Annotated in this window: 17 protein-coding genes and 1 pseudogene; 9 read left to right on the top strand and 9 right to left on the bottom strand. The window is 35.5% G+C overall.

Annotation, left to right across the window (positions count from 1 at the left end; translation table 11 throughout):
• Positions 1-108: 108 nt before the first annotated feature.
• On the bottom strand, positions 109-2,091 hold the full coding sequence (locus H5J24_RS03695; protein ID WP_232816039.1) for a TonB-dependent receptor domain-containing protein: 1,983 nt from the start codon (positions 2,089-2,091) through the stop codon (positions 109-111).
• A gap of 16 nt (positions 2,092-2,107) precedes the next feature.
• The gene (locus H5J24_RS03690; protein WP_232816038.1) at positions 2,108-2,449 is read right to left on the bottom strand and encodes a carboxypeptidase-like regulatory domain-containing protein; all 342 of its coding nucleotides are present in this window, start codon (positions 2,447-2,449) and stop codon (positions 2,108-2,110) included.
• A 390-nt stretch (positions 2,450-2,839) separates the two neighbouring features.
• Between H5J24_RS03690 and H5J24_RS03685 the strand changes: the two genes are divergently transcribed.
• A complete protein-coding gene (locus H5J24_RS03685) occupies positions 2,840-3,676 on the top strand; it encodes a chitobiase/beta-hexosaminidase C-terminal domain-containing protein (protein WP_068944343.1) in 837 nt (278 codons plus the stop codon).
• A gap of 100 nt (positions 3,677-3,776) precedes the next feature.
• Here H5J24_RS03685 and H5J24_RS03680 read toward each other — a convergent pair whose 3' ends face one another.
• Both H5J24_RS03680 and H5J24_RS03675 read right to left on the bottom strand, forming a co-directional pair.
• Positions 3,777-4,499: a phytanoyl-CoA dioxygenase family protein gene (locus H5J24_RS03680; protein ID WP_068944344.1), complete on the bottom strand. Its 723-nt coding sequence runs from the start codon at positions 4,497-4,499 to the stop codon at positions 3,777-3,779.
• Between the two features lie 3 nt (positions 4,500-4,502).
• On the bottom strand, positions 4,503-5,753 hold the full coding sequence (locus H5J24_RS03675; RefSeq protein ID WP_068944345.1) for a dicarboxylate/amino acid:cation symporter: 1,251 nt from the start codon (positions 5,751-5,753) through the stop codon (positions 4,503-4,505).
• A 220-nt stretch (positions 5,754-5,973) separates the two neighbouring features.
• Here H5J24_RS03675 and H5J24_RS03670 point away from each other — a divergent pair, with 220 nt between their 5' ends.
• From H5J24_RS03670 to H5J24_RS03645, 6 genes are all read left to right on the top strand, one after another.
• Positions 5,974-6,462, top strand: a complete 489-nt coding sequence (locus tag H5J24_RS03670) for a BON domain-containing protein (RefSeq protein WP_068944346.1) — start codon at positions 5,974-5,976, stop codon at positions 6,460-6,462.
• Between the two features lie 10 nt (positions 6,463-6,472).
• Complete coding sequence (locus H5J24_RS03665; protein WP_045500166.1) at positions 6,473-6,892, top strand: SH3 domain-containing protein; 420 nt, start codon at positions 6,473-6,475, stop codon at positions 6,890-6,892.
• Positions 6,893-6,968: 76 nt separating this feature from the next.
• Positions 6,969-7,874, top strand: coding sequence for a TonB-dependent receptor (locus H5J24_RS03660; protein WP_232816037.1), 906 nt, complete (start codon positions 6,969-6,971; stop codon positions 7,872-7,874).
• 7 nt (positions 7,875-7,881) lie between these two features.
• Positions 7,882-9,504, top strand: coding sequence for an outer membrane beta-barrel protein (locus tag H5J24_RS03655; protein ID WP_232816036.1), 1,623 nt, complete (start codon positions 7,882-7,884; stop codon positions 9,502-9,504).
• Entirely contained in the window at positions 9,393-9,674 is a 282-nt protein-coding gene (locus tag H5J24_RS03650; protein ID WP_346729985.1) for an outer membrane beta-barrel protein, read from the top strand. Before H5J24_RS03655 ends, H5J24_RS03650 begins: the two co-directional genes overlap by 112 nt.
• A 209-nt stretch (positions 9,675-9,883) precedes the next feature.
• Entirely contained in the window at positions 9,884-11,743 is a 1,860-nt protein-coding gene (locus tag H5J24_RS03645) for a CocE/NonD family hydrolase (protein WP_068944347.1), read from the top strand.
• A gap of 297 nt (positions 11,744-12,040) precedes the next feature.
• On the opposite strand, the gene H5J24_RS03640 is transcribed toward H5J24_RS03645, so the two are convergent.
• From H5J24_RS03640 to speB, 3 genes and pseudogenes are all read right to left on the bottom strand, one after another.
• Positions 12,041-12,652, bottom strand: coding sequence for an alpha-ketoglutarate-dependent dioxygenase AlkB family protein (locus H5J24_RS03640; protein WP_068944348.1), 612 nt, complete (start codon positions 12,650-12,652; stop codon positions 12,041-12,043).
• A gap of 221 nt (positions 12,653-12,873) precedes the next feature.
• Positions 12,874-13,715, bottom strand: a pseudogene (locus tag H5J24_RS03635) (bifunctional helix-turn-helix domain-containing protein/methylated-DNA--[protein]-cysteine S-methyltransferase).
• 69 nt (positions 13,716-13,784) lie between these two features.
• The gene (gene speB / locus H5J24_RS03630) at positions 13,785-14,645 is read right to left on the bottom strand and encodes an agmatinase (protein WP_068944350.1); all 861 of its coding nucleotides are present in this window, start codon (positions 14,643-14,645) and stop codon (positions 13,785-13,787) included.
• Between the two features lie 300 nt (positions 14,646-14,945).
• On the opposite strand from speB, the gene H5J24_RS03625 reads away from it, so the two are divergent.
• Together H5J24_RS03625 and H5J24_RS03620 are read left to right on the top strand one after the other, a co-directional pair.
• Entirely contained in the window at positions 14,946-15,605 is a 660-nt protein-coding gene (locus H5J24_RS03625) for an HAD family hydrolase (RefSeq protein ID WP_068944351.1), read from the top strand.
• A gap of 16 nt (positions 15,606-15,621) precedes the next feature.
• Positions 15,622-16,719 carry a hypothetical protein gene (locus H5J24_RS03620; RefSeq protein WP_232816035.1) on the top strand — a complete coding sequence of 366 codons (1,098 nt, stop codon included), beginning with the start codon at positions 15,622-15,624 and terminating at the stop codon, positions 16,717-16,719.
• A gap of 87 nt (positions 16,720-16,806) precedes the next feature.
• Here H5J24_RS03620 and H5J24_RS03615 read toward each other — a convergent pair whose 3' ends face one another.
• Positions 16,807-18,201 (bottom strand): type III PLP-dependent enzyme domain-containing protein, encoded by a 1,395-nt coding sequence (locus H5J24_RS03615; protein ID WP_068944353.1) that lies wholly within the window; start codon positions 18,199-18,201, stop codon positions 16,807-16,809.
• 122 nt (positions 18,202-18,323) lie between these two features.
• On the bottom strand, positions 18,324-19,199 hold the full coding sequence (locus H5J24_RS03610; protein ID WP_068944354.1) for a tyrosine-protein phosphatase: 876 nt from the start codon (positions 19,197-19,199) through the stop codon (positions 18,324-18,326).
• Positions 19,200-19,206: the final 7 nt, after the last annotated feature.

Raw genomic sequence — 19,206 nt, 5'->3', positions numbered from 1 at the left:
AAGTTGAAGTTTTATTTAACTGACATATCAGCCTTTCAATAAAAGATCTATTAGTTATTATAAGAGGAAAAGTACCTCCAGCTTCCCTCTTCCAGCTTCCATACATCCTTAATTCGCTCTATTTTTTTCATCAAAGTTTACATTACGGTTCGTTCCTTTTACTTTCTTATTTCCGAAAGTATAAGTGGCCGATACTGTAAGCCTTCTGGCATCGTAATAATTATTGAAATAATGAGATCCTGTCGTATAAAAAATCTCTCCTTTACTTCTCGATTGCTTAAAAATATCTGAAACGATTACATTAATTTGTAATTTTTTATCCATAAGATTCATTTTTACCCCTGTAGTTAAATTCCCTACAAAATCCCATCGCAGATTTCCCGAATTAGAAGGAAGACGAAGCCAATAATTTAAAATTAACTGAATGGTTTTCCCATTATTCAGTGAAAGATTATTCTGAAAATCAAAATCATAGCTATATCCCTTTTTAGAAGAAGCATCGGTAGTAAAAACAGTCATATCTGTATAAGATACATCAGCAGAATAATTGGTTTCCCAACGTTTGAAAAATGTATCTGAATAATTAAGGGTAGCACCTAAGCTATTCTGATTATAAAAATTGAAAAATGTACTTGTTCTGCTCTCCCCCGATAAACTGGCCAATTGACCAAACCCATCCAACGTTCTCTGAAAATAAAGGGTGGTTGATAATTTCCCTTTATAGACATGGGAAAATTCAAAATTATGATTAATAGAAGGCTGTAAAAAAGGATTTCCGGTAAAATATGAGTTTACATTGATGTACCAGCGATATGGATTGATCGCACGAAATCCCGGCCTGTTGATCCTTTTAGAATAATTAAGACTGAACGTATTATTTTCATCACTCTTATAACTCACATAAGCAGTAGGAAAAAACTTGCCATAAGAACTTTCCGACTGCTGACCGGAAGTCAGCGAATTTCCGTTGACCACAGAATATTCGTATCGAAGTCCGGCTTTTGCTGACCACTTTTCATTAAAAGATTTCTCAAGACTGAAATAAGCAGCATAGTTTTTCTCATTGTACTCAAACTCATTACTCTTCAAAACATCTGTTATATAATTTCCGTTATCCAGATTTTGATAAAAGATGCTCGAATTATTATCAAAATTGGTAAACTTAATCCCTGCCTCTGTCTTGGCAAACTGATAAGGCAGAATAAGGTCTGCCTGCCCCGAGTAAATTTTATAATCTACCACCGATGGTGATTTCACAACAAATTGATTTCCAGAACTTTCTTTAGTTGTAAAATCTATGGTAGTTTTGGGAAGGTTAGAAAAATAATTTCCGGTAATACTTAATTTATTATCCTGCTTTCCAAACTTCACATCATAGTAAGCACTTATTGTCTGCTGTGTAGATCTCCCTCTGTGTTCTGCATAAGTAGATAATGTATTGGTATAATTATCATTCTGAAAATAATCTGAAGTATTCTCAATATCCATATTAGAATGCCCCCTTCCATAATCGTAGATAAACCCGATGTTAGATTTCCCGTTTAGCTGATAGTCAATACTAAGATTAGCACCAAGTCCATCTCCAAAATCCGTTCTGTCATCGTGACTTTTAAGTCCTTCTGTTCCTGTTATTCTATAATTTTCAAAAGAATGTTTTTGATATTTACTTTGTCTTAATTTCAGTGAAGAACGCAGTTTTTCATTCTGATAATTGAGGGTTGCACTGTTTGAAAATCCAGAGTAGGTCTGCTGCTGAAAACCTGTTGTAAAGCTTCCATTCCAGCCCAGATTCTGATTTTTCTTCAGAACGATATTGATGAGACCACTATTTCCCTGAGCTTCATATTTAGCAGGCGGCGTAGTGATCACTTCAATTTTCTCTATATTTTCTGATCTGAGACTTTTAAGATAGGTTACAAGTTCGGCTGAAGATAAGTTTAGAATTCGTTCATTGATCATAATGGCAACGCCGCTTTTCCCTGCAATAGAAACGCCTGCATTCTCATCAACTTTCACTAAAGGTGTTGCAGCCAATGCATCTGCTCCATCCATTCCCTGGGAAGCAACAGAATTGGCTACATTAAAAACCAATCTGTCGGCTTTTCTTTCAATCAGTTTTTTTAGCAGTAAGTGTTACCCCTTCAATCTGCTTTTCCTTTTTTTCTTCAATGAAAAAGTCCTGCTTTACATTCCCATTCACCGTAATATCTGTATGGGAAACTTCCATTCCGTCCTGAATCAGTTTTATAGTATAATTCCCCTCTTCAGAAAGCTTCAATGAATAATTTCCTTTTTCATCAGAAATGGCAGTCTGCTTTTTCTGATCCTTTACAGCTATAATTTCCACATAGGAACCCGCTTTTCCAGAATGAGTGATCTTTCCTGTTATGATTTGAGAAAAAAAAGCGGTTGGTAATAAAATAATGGCTGAAACTAGTATCTTCTTCATATGGTTTGATAATCATGGTTTTATATAAGACAACCAGATATTGAGTTTTATTACATGTTAAGGGGAAAGGAGGCTGGAAGTGGGAATAGGGAAGTTATTGAAGCCCGGCTACAAATGGCATTTTAATAAGATTTTCTAAACTTATCCATTCACTACAATCAATAGACAACAAGTTACTCCTAACCTTGCAGCACCTACTGCTTCCCACTTCCAGCCCAAACCTCTTTCTAAACTTATGAATTAATTACAATCAATAAACTGAAAGTTATACATCTCCTAACAGCACCTTCAGCATCCCTCTCCCATCTTCCAGCCCATACGTTCACAATTTCCCGCCCTCTTCTCATATTTGGTACTGTACTTGATTTATATCCGTTTTAATATCAGAATATGAAAAAAGGACTGTTTGCATTGTCTTTATTATTGACCCAGATTATAGATGCTCAAAATCATTCTCAGCATGTGGATCCAAAGATGGAAACCAACGATCCTACAACTACTTTTCAGCAGGTCATTGCCGCTCCGGCCGTTAAAGCGGACAGAATCTTTGATTTTTCCACCAAGGTTGAGATTATTTCGCAGAATCCTGATGATAAAATCTATTATATGACTTTGGATGCCAGTGATATGAACAAAAAAAAGAAGTTCACAGCCTACAAAAAACCTTTTACTATCAGCAGAACAACGCAGATTCAGGCCTATATAGAAAGAAAAAGAGAAAAGAGCTCAGTAACAACAGCTAATTTTAACAGAAGGCCTAATTATTGGGCAGTCACTACCCTCTCAAAAGCTGATCCTCAATATACAGCTACCGGAAAAATCGCATTAATTGATGGGATCAAAGGTGATATAAATTGGAGAAAAGGAGACTGGCAAGGTTATTTGGGGCAGAATTTTGAAGCTCTAATCGATTTTCAATCTCCTCTGCAAATCACCCAGATTTCCTCTACTTATCTTCAGGACCATAAAGCCCACATCTTAATGCCTAAAAAAGTGGAATATTATGCCTCTATGAATGCAAAAGATTTTATTCTTCTGGATACTATCAACAATGATATTGATCCTAAAGACGAAAAGGTGCAGATCAAGGATTTTGCCACTGAAATTCTTCCTACCGAAGCTAGATATCTTAAAGTAAAAGCTTATTATCCTGGAAAAATTCCTGGCTGGCATCAGAAAACCGGTGGTGAAACGTATATTTTTATTGATGAAGTCTCTGTAAAATAGTAAGAATAATTGGAGATGAGGATTCATTCCAAATAGTTCATTTCAGCATTTCAACTCAAAAATAAAGCCCTTCGAAAATTTCGAAAGGCTTTATTTTTTATCAATTCATTCTTTCTGCCCATTGCAGCACTTCAGGAAGCTCCATATCTGAAAATTCTATGTGAATGACTCTTCTTTTCTTTCCATTGGTAGTTCTGTTAGACCCATGAAGTGTAAGAGGTTTCATGAGCATCACTCCACCTTTTTCTACCTTACAGATTTCTTCGGTTTCCACATTCCAGTCGATTGTTTCCGGCCTGTAAATTCCTTTAGAATGAGATTCCGGAACAATTTTCAACGCTCCGTTATTCTCATCCGTATCATCCAGATGAATTCTTATGGTATAAATATTCTCTAAAATATTCAATGGCGGCTGTACCGCAAACTGATTCTGTTTTGTAGTCCAGGGACCAAAACCAGATAACTCCAGCTTTTTATCAACCGAAATAGTCAGATCCTGATGATAAGCAACATACCAATTGGAGGCTTCCGGTTTATCAAAATAGATACTTTTTACTACAAAATACCGATCACCAAAGATTTCATTGATGATTTTCTTGACATTTTCATTAAAGATAAGGTCTTTAACTTCCGGGACTTCCTTCAAAAACTGTCTGATAGCAAACAGGTCTTCTGATTTCCTGAAATTCTCTTTTGATGTATCTATGTTGTCCAGAACATGGATAATCTGAGTAACCTCTGCCTTAGAAAACACTTCATTAATAACTGAAAAGCCATATTTCTCAATATGGCTTTTATAAGTTGATAAGCTGTTTAAACTCATTATTTAAATTTTGTCTAAAGGTTCGGTTAACTGCCCTTCCCATTTCGAGACTGCGGAAGTTGCCAGGGTATTTCCTAATACGTTAGTCATACTTCTTCCCATATCACAGAAGTGGTCAATTGGTAAGATTAATGCAATTCCTTCTGGTGGAATTCCGAACATTGAACAGGTTGCTACAATGATCACCAAAGATGCTCTCGGAACTCCTGCAATCCCTTTGGAAGTAAGCATCAATACTAAAAGCATGGTGATCTGTTGACCGATTGTCATTTCTACTCCATAAATCTGTGCAATGAAGATAGAAGCAAATGTCATATACATCATACTCCCATCCAGGTTAAAGGAATATCCTAAAGGAAGAATGAAAGAGACTACTCTGCTGTTACATCCGAATTTTTCAAGTTCTTCTACCAATTTTGGAAATACGGCTTCTGAACTGGTCGTAGAGAATGCAATGAGTAATGGCTCTTTAATTCTTTTTAATAAATCAAACAGTCTGTTCCCTAAGATAAAATATCCTACCAATAAAAGAACCAGCCAAAGTACACCCAATGCAAAGAAGAAGTCTCTCAAATAGATGGCATATACCTTAAAGATCTCAAAACCATTGGTGGCTACCACAGCCGCAATGGCTCCCAATACTCCAAGAGGAGCAAACCACATGATATATCCTACCATTTTAAGGATACCATGAGCAATAATATCAAAAAGTTTTACTACCGGTTTAGAATATTCTTCTCCTAAATTAGCTAAAGCAACTCCGAACATAATCGCAAATACTACAATCTGCAATACTTCGTTGGTTGCAAAGGCTTCAAATAAACTTTTAGGAATCATATGCTTTACAAAGTCTTCTAATGAAAAACTTTTACTGCTTTTCAAAAGATCTTCCGCTGAAGCAACGTCCTGAACGGGTAATTTGGTTACATGTCCCGGCTCCAGCCAGTTAACAAGTATCAACCCGATAAAAAGGGAAATCAAAGAAGCGGAAATAAACCAAAGCATTGCTTTTGTTCCTACTCTTCCGATCATTTTGATGTCACTCATTTTAGCAATTCCTACCACCAGTGTAGTAAATACCAAAGGCGCAATAATCATCTGTACCAACCTGATGAAAACCGTTCCCAATAGTTTTATATTCTTTGAAAAAGGTTCTGCACTTTCCGGATATTGCACATGTACAATTCCTCCAATTCCTACTCCCAGGATAAGTGCGATGATAATTGCTATAAAAAGTTTATTCTGTCCTTTCATATATATAGTTCAATTTGCGCAAATATAATGGTTTTTGAATTGGCAGAATATTTTATTCTCATCATGCTAAGGCCACAATAAGTTTTTGAAACATAAAAATTAAATCGCTGGTTCAGAAAATATTGTAAAAAAATTAAGAAACATTTATTGAATTTTTATTCTTTTGGTACAAATTTTATTATTACATTTGATTGTATAACAACATTAATAAATATACAATATGAAAAAAACTATCGCAATGGCTGCATTAGCTGTAGCTGTATCTTTCGGGGCAGTTTCTTGCAAGAAAAAAGTTTCTGATGCCGATCTTCAGACTCAGGCTACAACTGTAGTAACTTCTAATCCCAATGCTTCTGTTGAAGTAAAAGAAGGTGTAGCTCACTTAAGCGGAACTTTCGCGGATCAAGCTTCTAAGGATGCTATGATTGCTCAATTAAAGTCAATTAAAGGAGTAAAAGACGTAATGGATATGTCTAAAGTAGAGGTTACTCCGGCTCCAGCACCAGTTGAAACTAAATCTGCTGTAGATCCTGCTGTTCAGAAAAAAGTTCAGGATGCAGTAAAAGACTTCCCTACCGTAAAAGTAGAAGTTATCAATGATGAGCTTACCCTTACAGGAAACGTTTCTAAGGAACAAGCTAAAAAAATTAAACAGTCTGTTGACGCTTTAAAAGTTGGTAAAGTTAAATTTAACTACACAGTAAAATAATTAAATTAAGATGAGTACATTACAAGATAAATATTCAAGCGTAGTTTCAGCAGCTCAATCTGCTGGGATTTCAAACTTACAGGTTCAGGAACAAGACGGAATTTTATATGTTTCCGGAGATGCTTCCAATACAGCTGCAAAAGATGCAGTTTGGAATGCTTTAGGTGCTATTGATTCTACTTATTCTGCTTCAGATATCAATATCGATGTACAGGTTGCAGGTCTTGCTTCAGGTGCTTCTCTTACTGTAGCTACAGATGAATCTAATCTGAACATCAGACAAGAGCCTTCTACTGAAGCTGCTGTAGTAGGAAAAGCGGCAAAAGGTTCTGCTGTAACTTTAATTGAGCAGACTTCTGATGACTGGTGGAAAGTGAAAACTGCTGACGGTCAGGAAGGATATGCTTATTCAAGATATTTAAGAGCATAAAAATATTTTTTGAAATATTCAAAAGGAACATCCCTATATTGGGATGTTTTTTTATTTTTACGCTTTGGAAAGCTCAATGAAGAAAATCTTATTATTCGTGTTTTTGGTATGTAATTTTTTAATTATATACGCTCAAAGGCTATATATTGATGGAAAAGTAACCGATCCGGAAAAAAAACCTGTAGAAAATGCCACCATATATCTGCTAAAGGCTAAAGACTCCACCATTATCAATTATACAGCAACTAATAAGGAAGGTAAATTTTCGTTGCAGACCGATGAGATAAAAGAACCTTCCTTCTTAAAAATTGACACTGAAAAACTATCGTATTCAAAAACGCTTGAGAGTATTCAGCAGTCATTATCTCTGGGTAATATAGAACTTGAAAAAAAGAAAATCATTGCTCTTGATGAGGTGAAGATTACGGTTTCTCCGGTGAAAGTAAAGAATGACACTATAGAATTCAATGCTTCTGCTCTTAAAGTTCCGCCAGACAGTCAAATTGATGAACTTTTGAAACAGATTCCGGGAGTAGAAATTGGGAATGATGGAAAAATTACAGTCAACGGAAAAGCTGTAGACCAGATTATGGTCAACGGAAAACCTTTTTTTGACAAGGATGGAAAGACTGCCCTACAAAATCTTCCTGCAGACATCATTAAAAATATTCAATTTACCACTACCAAAACTAAAGAAGAAGAATTCACCAAAAGAGCTCCGAAATCTCAGAATACTACCATTAATTTCAATATTGATGAAAAGAAAAACAAGGGTCTTATGTCAAAAATACTGGCCGGATATGGTTCTGATAAGCGGTATGAAGGAAATGTATTTTTAAATTACTTTAAAGGAGATACCAAAATCAGTGTCCTAGCATCTGCCAATAATATCAATTCAAAAAGCAGCTCAGGAGATCAGATCTTTGATACAATGGGGCGTGGAAGTGGCCAGCAGGGAGGCGGAATTCAAAAAATTCAATAGTTTTGGATTGAATTACAATGACAAACTTGGGAAAGATGCCAATCTTGACAACCTCAGCCTGCAATATACAGACTCTAATACTGAAACCCGGTCCAAAGCTTCAAAGACAACACTCCTTCCGGATTCTACCCTTAAAACGGATTCTGAAAGCAGCAATGAGAATGAATCCAGGCAATACAATTTCAACAGTTCTGTGGGAATAAAGCTGGATTCATTGACTAATATTTACATCGCGCCTTCATTTTCAAAAGCAGAAACTTTCAGCTCAGGACAATCCATATCATCAACCTTAAAGGATGAAAAACTTTTAAATGAAAGTAAAAATAGTACTCAAACCAAAGGAGAGAGCAATACTTTCAGCCCCAATATTAATTTTTTCAAAAACTTTAAGAAAAGAAACAGGTCAATGATGGCCATGATAAATACCTCTATTACAGAATCTAATAATGATAATATCAATCAGTCACTGAATACCTTTTATAAGGATTCCGGGATGACTACTGATAACCGTAATCAGTTACAAAAAACCCGTTCTCAGGATAATAATTATAGTTTTATGGCCAAATATACGGAGCCTATCTCAGATTCTGCCACCATAGGTATCGGCCTGCAATACAACTCAAAATTAACCCGAGATATAAGAGATTTTAATGATTTTGATCCATCTACAGGGCAGTATTCTCAGTACAATACCCGTCTTTCTAATAGTATGGATCAAAAGATCAATCAATTTACTCCTGAATTGTCTTACTATCTTTATAAAAAGAAATTCGGTCTCTGGGCTACGGTAAATGTTGATATTTCAGAGATGGATGTCAATTCGGTTTTTAACGGACAACTGTATAATCTTCAGAAAAGTTTTGTCTTACCCAAATATTCAACCAATTTCCGATATTCTTTTACAGATCGCCAATCATTAATTATATCCAACTCTTCCAGTTTCACAATTCCTGATGCCGGAAAGCTGATTCCCTATAAGGATGAATCTAATCCTTTAATTACCAACACCGGAAATCCTGACCTTAAAAATACCTGGACCAACGAAACAAGCGTATCTTTCAACAGTTACAATATGGTCAAGAATTTAAACTACCATATTATGGCAGGGTTTACTTACAGAAACAACGATGTTATCAATTATTCCAAATATGATAATTCCGGAAAGCAGATTATCACCTACAGCAATATCAGTGGTAATAAAAACTTCAGCTTCAGTATGGGACTCACCAAAACATTCAAATGGAATGAGCATAAACTTAGGATTGCTCCAAGGTTCAGCATGAATTACAATTATAATAATGGATTTATCAATGGTGAAGCATTTACAAGCAGAGCATATAATTTCAACCCGGGCCTTAATCTGAATTATGAAATCAAAGATATATTTACGATAAAGCCATCCTACAGCCTTGGTTATAGTTTTTCAGATTATACCAACTATAATGTAAACAAAGTGAACACCACCAGCCAATCCCTTAAGGTTGAACTAACCAATTATTTGTTCCAAAAGACTTTTTCATTGGCAATGATCTCTCCTACAATACAAACTCCAATATTGCTCCCGGATTTAAAAAGGATTTTTATTTCTGGAATGCCAGCCTTGGATATTCATTCTACAATAAACAACTGACCGCAAAAATAAAAGTCTATGATGTACTGAATCAAAATCAAAGTGTAAAAAGAACCATTACAGATTCTTATTTTGAAGACCGTGAAGATCTGATCCTGAAACGGTACATCATGTTTTCTCTGAGTATGAAGCTGAATAAGTTTGCAGGTAAAAAACCGAAAAAGAAATAAACACCATACTTTTATATACTTTAATGAATAGCCGGGAATTTTCCTGGCTTTTTTTGCATTTTTATAGTCACAAAAGTTCATAAAACTTCTTATTACAAAATCCATAATTCAAAGCAAAAAATCAAAACAAATCCACTTTTAAAAGAAGATTCATCTGAGAAAATGCTGGGAAAGTATTTTTATTTCTAAATTAGCCACAAATTTTACTTATGAAGACCCCTATTTCAGTTGTATTCATTCTTCTTTTCATTTTTGGAAAGGCTCAGAATACAGAACAAAAAGACAATTTCGTTAAAGATAACTTTACCAAGAAGGAATTTTATATTCCCATGCGTGACGGAGTAAAACTTTTCACTGCTGTTTATATCCCCAAGGATATTTCAAACAAGAACAAATATCCGTTCCTGATGCAAAGGACCTGCTACAGCATCGCTCCTTATGGTGAAAATGAATATAAAACCAAAGTGGGTCCCAATGCTTATCTGATGAAAGACAAATACATTTTTGTGTATCAGGATGTACGCGGAAGATATATGAGTGAAGGAACCTTCACCAATATGACTCCACAGGTAGAGCGTAAAACCAAGAAAGATGTTGACGAAAGTACAGATACCTACGATACGATCGACTGGCTTTTAAAAAACGTTAAAGATAACAATGGTAAAGTAGGACAATTCGGAACGTCTTATCCTGGTTTTTATACTGCTGTAGGAACATTAGCACAACATCCGGCATTAGTTGCTTCTTCACCACAAGCCCCGATCTCTGATTTCTGGAACGATGATTTTCTTCACAACGGAAGATTTATGTTAGGGTATTTCAGAACATTTCCTGTTTTTGGAGTTCAGAAGACAAAACCGGAGCAAAAGGCTTGGTATATGGATTCATTCATTAAACAAACTTCCGAAGATGGTTTAAAATTCTACAGAGATATGGGAACTCTGAAAGATGCCTATGAAAAATATTATAAAAATAATTTCTTTATGACGGAAATTATGAACCATACCAACTATGATGAATTCTGGCAAAAAAGAGGACTGCTTCCTCACCTGAAGAATATCAACCATGCAGTAATGACTGTTGGAGGCTGGTTTGATGCTGAAGATCTTTCCGGACCTCTAAATATCTACAAAACGATTGAAAAGACAAGCCCTAAGGCAAAAAACACCATTGTAATGGGCCCCTTTTCTCATGGTGGGTGGTCTCAGGAACAAGGTAAGCACTTCCACAGTGAAACTTATTTCGGAGACAGCATTGCAACGTATTACCAGAAAAATGTAGAAACAAAATTCTTTGCTCATTATCTTAAGGGGAATACTAAAGAAGATGCAGGTCTTCCGGAAGCTTTGATGTATGATACTGGAGCCAAACAATGGAAAGAATTCGCCTCTTATCCGCCTAAAAATGCTCAGAAAGTAAATTTCTATCTATCAGATAAAACATTAAAAAATACTTCCGCACAAGGATATTCTGAATATTATAGTGATCCTAATAATCCGGTTTTAAGTTCCGATCATTTAAAGGACTTCAATGGGTTTACTCCAAAAAATTATATGTCTGAAGACCAAAGATTTGCTGTAGGAAGACCTGATGTATTGACATTTACTACAGATGTACTGACAGAAGATATGGCTTTCGCAGGAGAAATTATGGCAAAATTGAATATTTCTTCATCTTCTACAGATGCGGATTTCGCTGTAAAGCTAATTGATGTGTATCCTGAAGATTTTAAACCGGCAGAAAAGAAAGATGGCGTGATTTACGGTAACTACCATCAGATGGTAAGAAGTGAAATTATGCCGGCAAGATTCAGAAATACTAAAGAAAAAGGTGAAGCATTGGTTCCTGATCAGAAAACGGCCGTCAACTTCAGACTTCAGGATGTGGTTCACACCTTCAAAAAAGGACATAAAATTCAAATTCAGATCAGCAGTACCTGGTTCCCGCTTTTTGCGCTGAATCCTCAGAAATTTATGGATAATCCGAATTTTGCTTCTAAGGAAGATTATACCAAAGCATTTATTAAAGTATACGGTGACAGCTCTATTGAAGCTGATGTATTAAAATAAATTTAAAAAGCTGTTTGGATGAACAGCTTTTTTGTTTTTTATCTCTCCCAGATTTTACTGATGATGCAGCCTTGTCAAGGCTCATTGATGGAAGCTGAAACTTAAAATAATTTTTGTTTTATTCTCTCGCGGATTAAGCAGATTTCGCAGATGATTGCGTTATAATCGGCGTTATCCGCTCAATCTGCGAGAGTTTTTTATTCTTCAATCATTTTGCAATGAATATTAAATATGCTTATTTCCCACTGATTACACAGATCTCACAGATGATTGCGTTAAAAATCTGTGAGAGTTTTTCTATTCTTCAATTGTTCTGAACGTAAGATTTACTCTTGGAGTTTTCACTTTGGTCGTAGGTGGCAGCCTATGAAGCCAGTAGTCCTGAGTTGTTCCTTTCATAATGAGCAGACTTCCAGTTTCCAGGAATATCTCTACTTTTTCTTTGGTTGTTTTATGCTTGAATAGAAACTTTCTTTCTGCTCCGAAAGTCAGGGAAGCGATAGCTCCATGTTTTTTCAAATCGGTTTCTCCGTCACTATGATAAGCCATTCCTTCACTTCCATCATGGTATAGATTTAGCAAGCATGAATTATAGGTTTCTCCTGAAACTTCTTCGCATTTTTGTTTTAATTTCAATAACTCAGGAGTCCAGGGTTTGGCATATTTTGTTCTGTTAGAATAAGTATACTCAAATGCTTTTTCTCCAAACCATGCTACTTTTCGCTTCGTCAGAATTAACTTTCCGAAGATAACGGCCTCATCATGTTCCCATGGAATCTGATTGAAAAGATAGTCGTAATACCTATCAGACTCTTCTTTTGAGAAGACTTTCCCATAGTACAGAACGGTTCCGTCATGTGGAAGAAGACTTAATGGATAATCTGGTGTTTCATCGAACAGGCTTAACATTGGTTTTGGTTTTGGAAATACAAATTACGGAATGTTTTTGAAATGTAGTTTAGTGTAAAACCACCCCGTCAAAAATTCTTTGAATTTTTGACATCCCTCCAAAGGATGGGAATATTTACGTCTTCAACTGACATTTTCGGGAAGCTTAAGTGTACTTATCAAACAGTTAGTAGTAACTTAAATGTCTAAAAACTTTTGTGACTTTTGTGGTTAAAAAAATATTAAGAGTAAAGCTGTGAACTTTCCCAGCCCACAATCATTTGTTTTCTTCCACTTCCCCATCGGTAACCGCCAAGGTGTCCGGTAGACTGAATAACACGGTGACAAGGAATTAAGAATGCTACAGGATTACTGCCTATGGCTGTCCCCACAGCTCTTGAGGCTTTAGGGTTTCCTATTTTTTCTGCAAGACTGCCATAAGTAGACAGTTTTCCCATAGGAATCGTCAGTAAACTTTCCCAAACTTTTAGCTGAAAATCGGTACCTTTTAAATGAAGTTTTATGGTATTGAGTTTCGTCCAGTCTTTATTGAATATGGACAATGCATTTTTTTGAAGCGTGTCTTGCTTTTCAAAAAAGAAGCATTAGGAAATTTATGCTGTAAATTCCCTAATGCTGTTTCTTTATCATTTTCAAAAGCCATATAGCAGATTCCTTTTTCCGTGGAAGCTACCAGGATATTTCCAAACGGACTTTCTGAAAAACTATAATTGATCACAAGACTTTTTCCACCATTCTTATATTCAGCCGGAGACATTCCTTCTATTTTCACAAACAGATCATGCAATCTGCTAGTACTGGAAAATCCCGTTTCATAAGCGGTATCAAAAATACTTGCCTTTTCTTCCTTCAATAAATTTTTAGCATGTTCAAGACTGATGAACTGTAAAAATTTCTTCGGACTTGTTCCTGCCCAATCTGTAAAGATCTTCTGAAAATGGGCCGGACTCAAGTGAATATTCTCTGCCACTTCCTCCAAACTTGGCTGAAGTCTGAAATTGCTCTGGATATACTCTATCGCTTTAGCAATTCTATTGTAATCTATTTGATTTTGTGTGGACATCTTACTATGTTTTTATCTCACAAATTTCCAAAGAATACATGACAGAAAAAATCCGATTCTTGCGGAATATTAGTTATCGTTGTTATAAATATCGTTATAAGCAAGCATTTTATAATATAACTTAGCCGCAAGGAAAGCGGTTGGCTTAGCCATTGGAGAATCCATTAATTCTACAATATCGAATGCCACTACGTTACATTTTTCGAATACTTTTCTTAATAATTCCAATGTTGGATACCATTGTAATCCACCTGGTTCAGGAGTTCCTGTAGAGGGAGCGATAGAAGGATCAAAAGCATCAAGGTCAATCGTAATATATACGTTTCCTGAAACTTTTTCCAATACATCATTCACCCAGTTCTCATTGTTAGCGATCTCGTGAGCAAAGAACACTCTCCCTTCAGGTAAATACTGAGCTTCTTCAGCATCCATAGAACGAATACCCACCTGCACTAAGTTATGCTTCTGATTCGCTTCAAACACAGCACAAGCGTGGTTAGAAGTAGAACCATGAAACTCAGGACGTAGATCTGTGTGAGCATCTAATTGAAGAACGGTAAGGTTTTCAAATTTTTCTCCTACTGCACGAATAGAACCGATAGAAACGGAGTGCTCCCCTCCAAATAAAGTAAATACTTTTCCTTCATTGTTCAAAAGCTCTTTTGTTTTCTGATAAACTGCTTCTGTCATTGCTTCAGGAGTAGAGTTTTCAGAAACTTCTCCAGCTAAATATACACCCTGAAGGTAAGGTTCAGTTTGTGTTTCGATGTCATAAAGTTCCATGTTTTCAGAAGCGTCAAGGAATAATTCAGGACCTTTGTCTGCTCCTTTTCCCCATGTTGAAGTTCCATCGTAAGGAACTGTTACCAACATTACTTTCGAATTCTCCAACGTTGCGTTTTCCTCTGGAATTCCTGCGTATGTTCTCATGCTTTATTTAAAAATTTTAATGTTGTAATTAATCGCAAAGATACGAAGAGTTTGCCAATGATGTTCTGGCTAAATCTAAACTACGTATATTTTTTAGAAAGGAAGATGGGGCGGGAAGCGGGAAGTTATGGAAGCCTTAAAAAGAGTTTGAACCTTATTTTAATCAACATTTTCCACCCATTATCATACCCACATTGAAACGTTGCTCATAATAACTTCCAGCCTCCCTCTTCAGACTTCCTGCCCTATTGAGCTTTCCCCTTTCAACTCAAATTCCTATTTTTGTGAAAAACTTAAAATATGCCTTTAAAAGCTGTTCTTTTTGATATGGATGGGGTCATTGTAGACACAGAACCATTGCATAGAAAAGCCTATTTCAAAACGTTTGATGAATTGGAAATTGCAGTTTCCGAAGATTTATACACCTCTTTTACCGGAGCTTCCACCAAAAGAGTTTCTGAAACTCTGATTAAGGAATTTAATTTAGATCAGACTTACGAATCCATTGCGGGTATCAAAAGATCTCATTTTAAAGATTATTTTTATAATGATGATGAATTTGATCTGATTCCCGGAGTAAGAAACCTGATTCAGCATTATCACGAAAATGGCATCAAACTTATTTTAGCTTCTTCTGCGACCATGACAACCATTAATATGGTGTTTGAAAAGTTCGGACTTGAGCAATATTTCAGGGGGAAGATCAGCGGAGCCGATTTAAAAGAATCCAAACCTCATCCTGAAGTTTTTCTCCTGGCGGCTGAAATGGCTGGTGAATCTGTTGAAAACTGTATGGTGATTGAAGATTCTACGAATGGAATTCTAGCGGCCCACAGAGCTAAAATATTCTGTGCTGCTTACAGAAGTCCACATTCAAAAAATCAGGATTATACCTTAGCTGATACTGTGGTTTCTGATTATGAAGATCTTGAACTGGATAAAATTTCAAAATATTTTTAAAAATTAATTATAACTTATGAAAAAATTATTTCTATTCCTTTCTGTTCTTTCAATTGGGTCATTATCCGCACAAATCTATACTCCCACAGGAAGTATTGAAGGTGTTATAAACAACCCATCAAGTAATAACGTAGGGATTGGAATCCAGAAACCAGAAGCTAAACTTCATGTTTTTCACCCTGGAAGCGATCTTTCTATAGATGCAATGACAATTGATGTTGTATCATTTGGTACCACTGCTAATTCAGATAACAGTCACTTTTTTAGAGTTAGAGATATTGGAGCTGGTAATTATGTTCCTTTTATCATTAAAGGAAATGGAAATGTTGGAATAGGTATTTCTACTCCAAAATCAAGATTAGCTATATATGATTCTGGGCCCGCAGGATCTAACCAATTTGATCTACTTACTAGTCATGTAAGAAATCCTGATCGATATTTTATGAAAAATACAGTTCTGGGAAGTGGTACAGAAGATGTTACTTTCTCATTAAGACATGATGGGCAAATGTATGTAAATGGAAATGTAGGAATAGGTATAACCACTCCTAAATCAAAATTGACCGTACATGATTCCGGGCCTACAGGATCTAATCAATTTGAGCTAATTACTAACCATGTAAGGAATCCTGATAGATATTTTATGAAAAATACAATCTTTGGAACTGGTACAGAAGATGTTACATTTTCATTAAGACATGATGGACAAATGTATGTGAGTGGAAATGTTGGAATAGGAACAAGTACACCTCAAACCAAACTTGATGTGATCGGAAAAGCTTCGTTTTCAGACAATGTTTTGATTAATGCAAAATTAGAGGCAAAAGAAGTTAAGGTAACATTGACCCCAACTGCGGACTTTGTATTTGATGAAAACTATAACCTTCCCACTCTCCAGGAAGTTGAAAAACATATCAAAGAAAAAAAACATCTACCAGAAATTGCATCTGCAAAAACGATGGAAAAAGAGGGTGTTAATGTTGGAGAGTTTCAGATTAAACTTCTCCAAAAAATAGAAGAGCTTACACTCTACTCAATTGAACTGCAAAAAAGAATTGAAACCTTAGAAAAAAATACGGTAAATAATTCTATAGAATTATTTACACCAAATTGAACTGCCTTAAAAAGTTAAACTTTTTAAGGCAGTTTTATTTATTATGAGATTTCGTCACTTTCGTTCCTCACAATGATAGTTAAAGTATTACTTGTACCCAAGAAGTTTCAAGATATCTTCCGGCTCCTGTTTTTCACGGAAAATCTCATACTGTAACTCTCCGTTTTCATCTTTCTGAATCAAAACGTGTCTTGGCTGAGGCATCAGACAGTGATGTACTCCGCCATAACCTCCGATCGTTTCCTGATAAGCCCCTGTATGGAAGAATCCGATATACAAAGGTTTTGTATCACTGAAAACAGGCAGATAAATGGCATTGGTATGCTGCTCAGAATTATAATAATCATCTGAATCACATGTCAACCCGCCTAAGAATACTCTTTCATAACTATCTTCCCAACGGTTTAGAGGAAGCATGATAAAGTGTCTTGAAATCGCCCATGTATCTGGAAGTGTCGTCATGAAAGAAGAATCAATCATATTCCATTTTTCTCTGTCATTCTGACGTTTCTGAGAGATGATTTTATAAAGGTTAGCCCCACTTTCCCCAACGGTAAAACTTCCGAATTCAGTATAGATGTTGGGTTCTTCTACTCCTTCTTCTTCACAGAATTTTTTGATCTGAGAAACAATTTCCTCAACCATATATTGGTAATCATAATCAAAATTCAAAGAGGTTTTGATTGGAAAACCACCACCAATGTTTAGTGAATCTACTTCAGGAGCAATTTTCTTCAAACGTGCATATACACGAAGACATTTGTATAATTCGTTCCAATAATAAGCAGTATCCTTGATCCCTGTATTGATAAAGAAGTGAAGCATTTTCAATCTTGCATTCGGGTGTTCAGCGATTTTCTGGCTGTAATAAGGAATGATATCTTTATATCCGATTCCTAATCTTGAGGTATAAAATTCGAACTTAGGTTCTTCTTCTGAAGCAATTCTGATCCCGATATTGAATGTAGAATCTATACTTTCTGTAAGTTTATCCAGTTCACGGTAGTTATCCAGAATCGGAGTGATGTTTCCAAAACCATTATTGATCATATCTGAAATATTTGTCAGATAATCATCCGTTTTGAATCCATTACAGATTACTTCAATATTTTTATCTACTTTCCCTTTCTCATAAAGAGATTTTACAATATCCATATCATAGGCAGAAGATGTTTCTATTGAAATATCATTCTTCAGTGCCTCTTCCAATACGAAATTGAAATGACTGGATTTTGTACAGTAACAGTAGGTATAATTCTTTTTATATTCAATTTTTTCAAAAGCTTCTTTAAACCAGCTTTTGGCCTTTTGAATATTTTGAGAAATTCTCGGCAGATAGCTAATCTTTAGCGGAGTGCCAAATTGTTCAACTACGTCCATCAATGGAACGTCGTGAAACAACAAATTGTTCTCAGAAACATTAAATTCCTCCGTAGGAAAATATAATGTCTGATCAATAAGTTCCGAGTACTTTATTTTCATTTCTAAACAAGTGAATTAAGAAATGCAAAATTGCTAAAAAAGTTTGATTTTTAGATGTTAAAATTATTATAATTTTAAATAAACCTCCAATATTCTGTTTTATGAAAATTTAGGTCTGATAATCAATGCGTAAACTTTTGAATATATTCTGCTCTTTTAGCCTCAGAAATGCCTAATACCTCCTGAATATAAGCATCTGTGGACCCATATTTTTTATCGATCTCATTAAAAGCCGCATCAAGGTATCTTTTTTCAACCCAACTCAGCTTTTCCAAAACCTGTAAATCCATCTTTGGATAGAGAAAATGCAGATTGTTTGCCAAACGGAGCCTTTTGTCTACTAAGGATTTTCTGAAGTTGTTAGACAGAAGGTATTCATTATAGATCGTTTCTTTATCAAACTTTAGTATAGTTAAAATTAAAGCGGTAACAATTCCTGTTCTGTCCTTTCCTGCAGTACAGTGATAAAGAATAGGCTTTTCAGATTCCATAATCTCCGTAATGATGGTTTTTATAGTCTCCGGATTTTCTGTAACATATTCACGGTAAAAATCAATCATTCTTTTGTCTGCATCCGAAGCATTTACTTTTCCTTTCAGTACCAGTTTTCTTGCCTGTGACAACTGATCTCCTTCATCTTCAAAAGCTGAATATTTCTTATACGTGATCCCATTCGGCAAATGGTCAGGACTCTCGAAAATCTCTTTTGAATTCCTTAAATCTATGATTTCCGTAATTCCTAATTTTCCAAACTCATCAAAGGATTTCTTTTTAAGTTTATGAAGATGGGCACTTCTGTAGAGCATTCCTTCTTTCAAAGACCGTCCTTCGGTATTTTTAATATTGCCTACTGCCCTGAAATTATGGACCTTTTTAAGCTTAATAACTTTTTCTGTTTCATTCTTGCCATATTCAGGGCTTTCAAAACGCTGCGTTTTACATGAGAAAATACAGAATAATGAAATAATGACAATCGGTATTTTAATGAATATATTCAATAGCTTT

Origin of the sequence: Chryseobacterium capnotolerans, from assembly GCF_021278965.1 — a bacterium.
In the GTDB taxonomy this organism is placed as follows: Bacteria; Bacteroidota; Bacteroidia; order Flavobacteriales; family Weeksellaceae; genus Chryseobacterium; species Chryseobacterium capnotolerans.
This window is presented reverse-complemented; position numbering and strand designations above follow the sequence as displayed.

Bases quoted from the DNA above. Each gene is read 5' to 3' on its own strand.
- H5J24_RS03680 (WP_068944344.1), bottom strand. From the start codon at position 4,499: ATGAGTTTAAACAGCTTATCAACTTATAAAAGCCATATTGAGAAATAT.
- H5J24_RS03645 (WP_068944347.1), top strand. From the start codon at position 9,884: ATGAAGACCCCTATTTCAGTTGTATTCATTCTTCTTTTCATTTTTGGA.
- H5J24_RS03625 (WP_068944351.1), top strand. From the start codon at position 14,946: ATGCCTTTAAAAGCTGTTCTTTTTGATATGGATGGGGTCATTGTAGAC.
- H5J24_RS03670 (WP_068944346.1), top strand. From the start codon at position 5,974: ATGAAAAAAACTATCGCAATGGCTGCATTAGCTGTAGCTGTATCTTTC.
- H5J24_RS03660 (WP_232816037.1), top strand. From the start codon at position 6,969: ATGAAGAAAATCTTATTATTCGTGTTTTTGGTATGTAATTTTTTAATT.
- speB (WP_068944350.1), bottom strand. From the start codon at position 14,645: ATGAGAACATACGCAGGAATTCCAGAGGAAAACGCAACGTTGGAGAAT.
- H5J24_RS03690 (WP_232816038.1), bottom strand. From the start codon at position 2,449: ATGAAGAAGATACTAGTTTCAGCCATTATTTTATTACCAACCGCTTTT.
- H5J24_RS03640 (WP_068944348.1), bottom strand. From the start codon at position 12,652: ATGTTAAGCCTGTTCGATGAAACACCAGATTATCCATTAAGTCTTCTT.
- H5J24_RS03615 (WP_068944353.1), bottom strand. From the start codon at position 18,201: ATGAAAATAAAGTACTCGGAACTTATTGATCAGACATTATATTTTCCT.
- H5J24_RS03665 (WP_045500166.1), top strand. From the start codon at position 6,473: ATGAGTACATTACAAGATAAATATTCAAGCGTAGTTTCAGCAGCTCAA.
- H5J24_RS03675 (WP_068944345.1), bottom strand. From the start codon at position 5,753: ATGAAAGGACAGAATAAACTTTTTATAGCAATTATCATCGCACTTATC.
- H5J24_RS03620 (WP_232816035.1), top strand. From the start codon at position 15,622: ATGAAAAAATTATTTCTATTCCTTTCTGTTCTTTCAATTGGGTCATTA.
- H5J24_RS03685 (WP_068944343.1), top strand. From the start codon at position 2,840: ATGAAAAAAGGACTGTTTGCATTGTCTTTATTATTGACCCAGATTATA.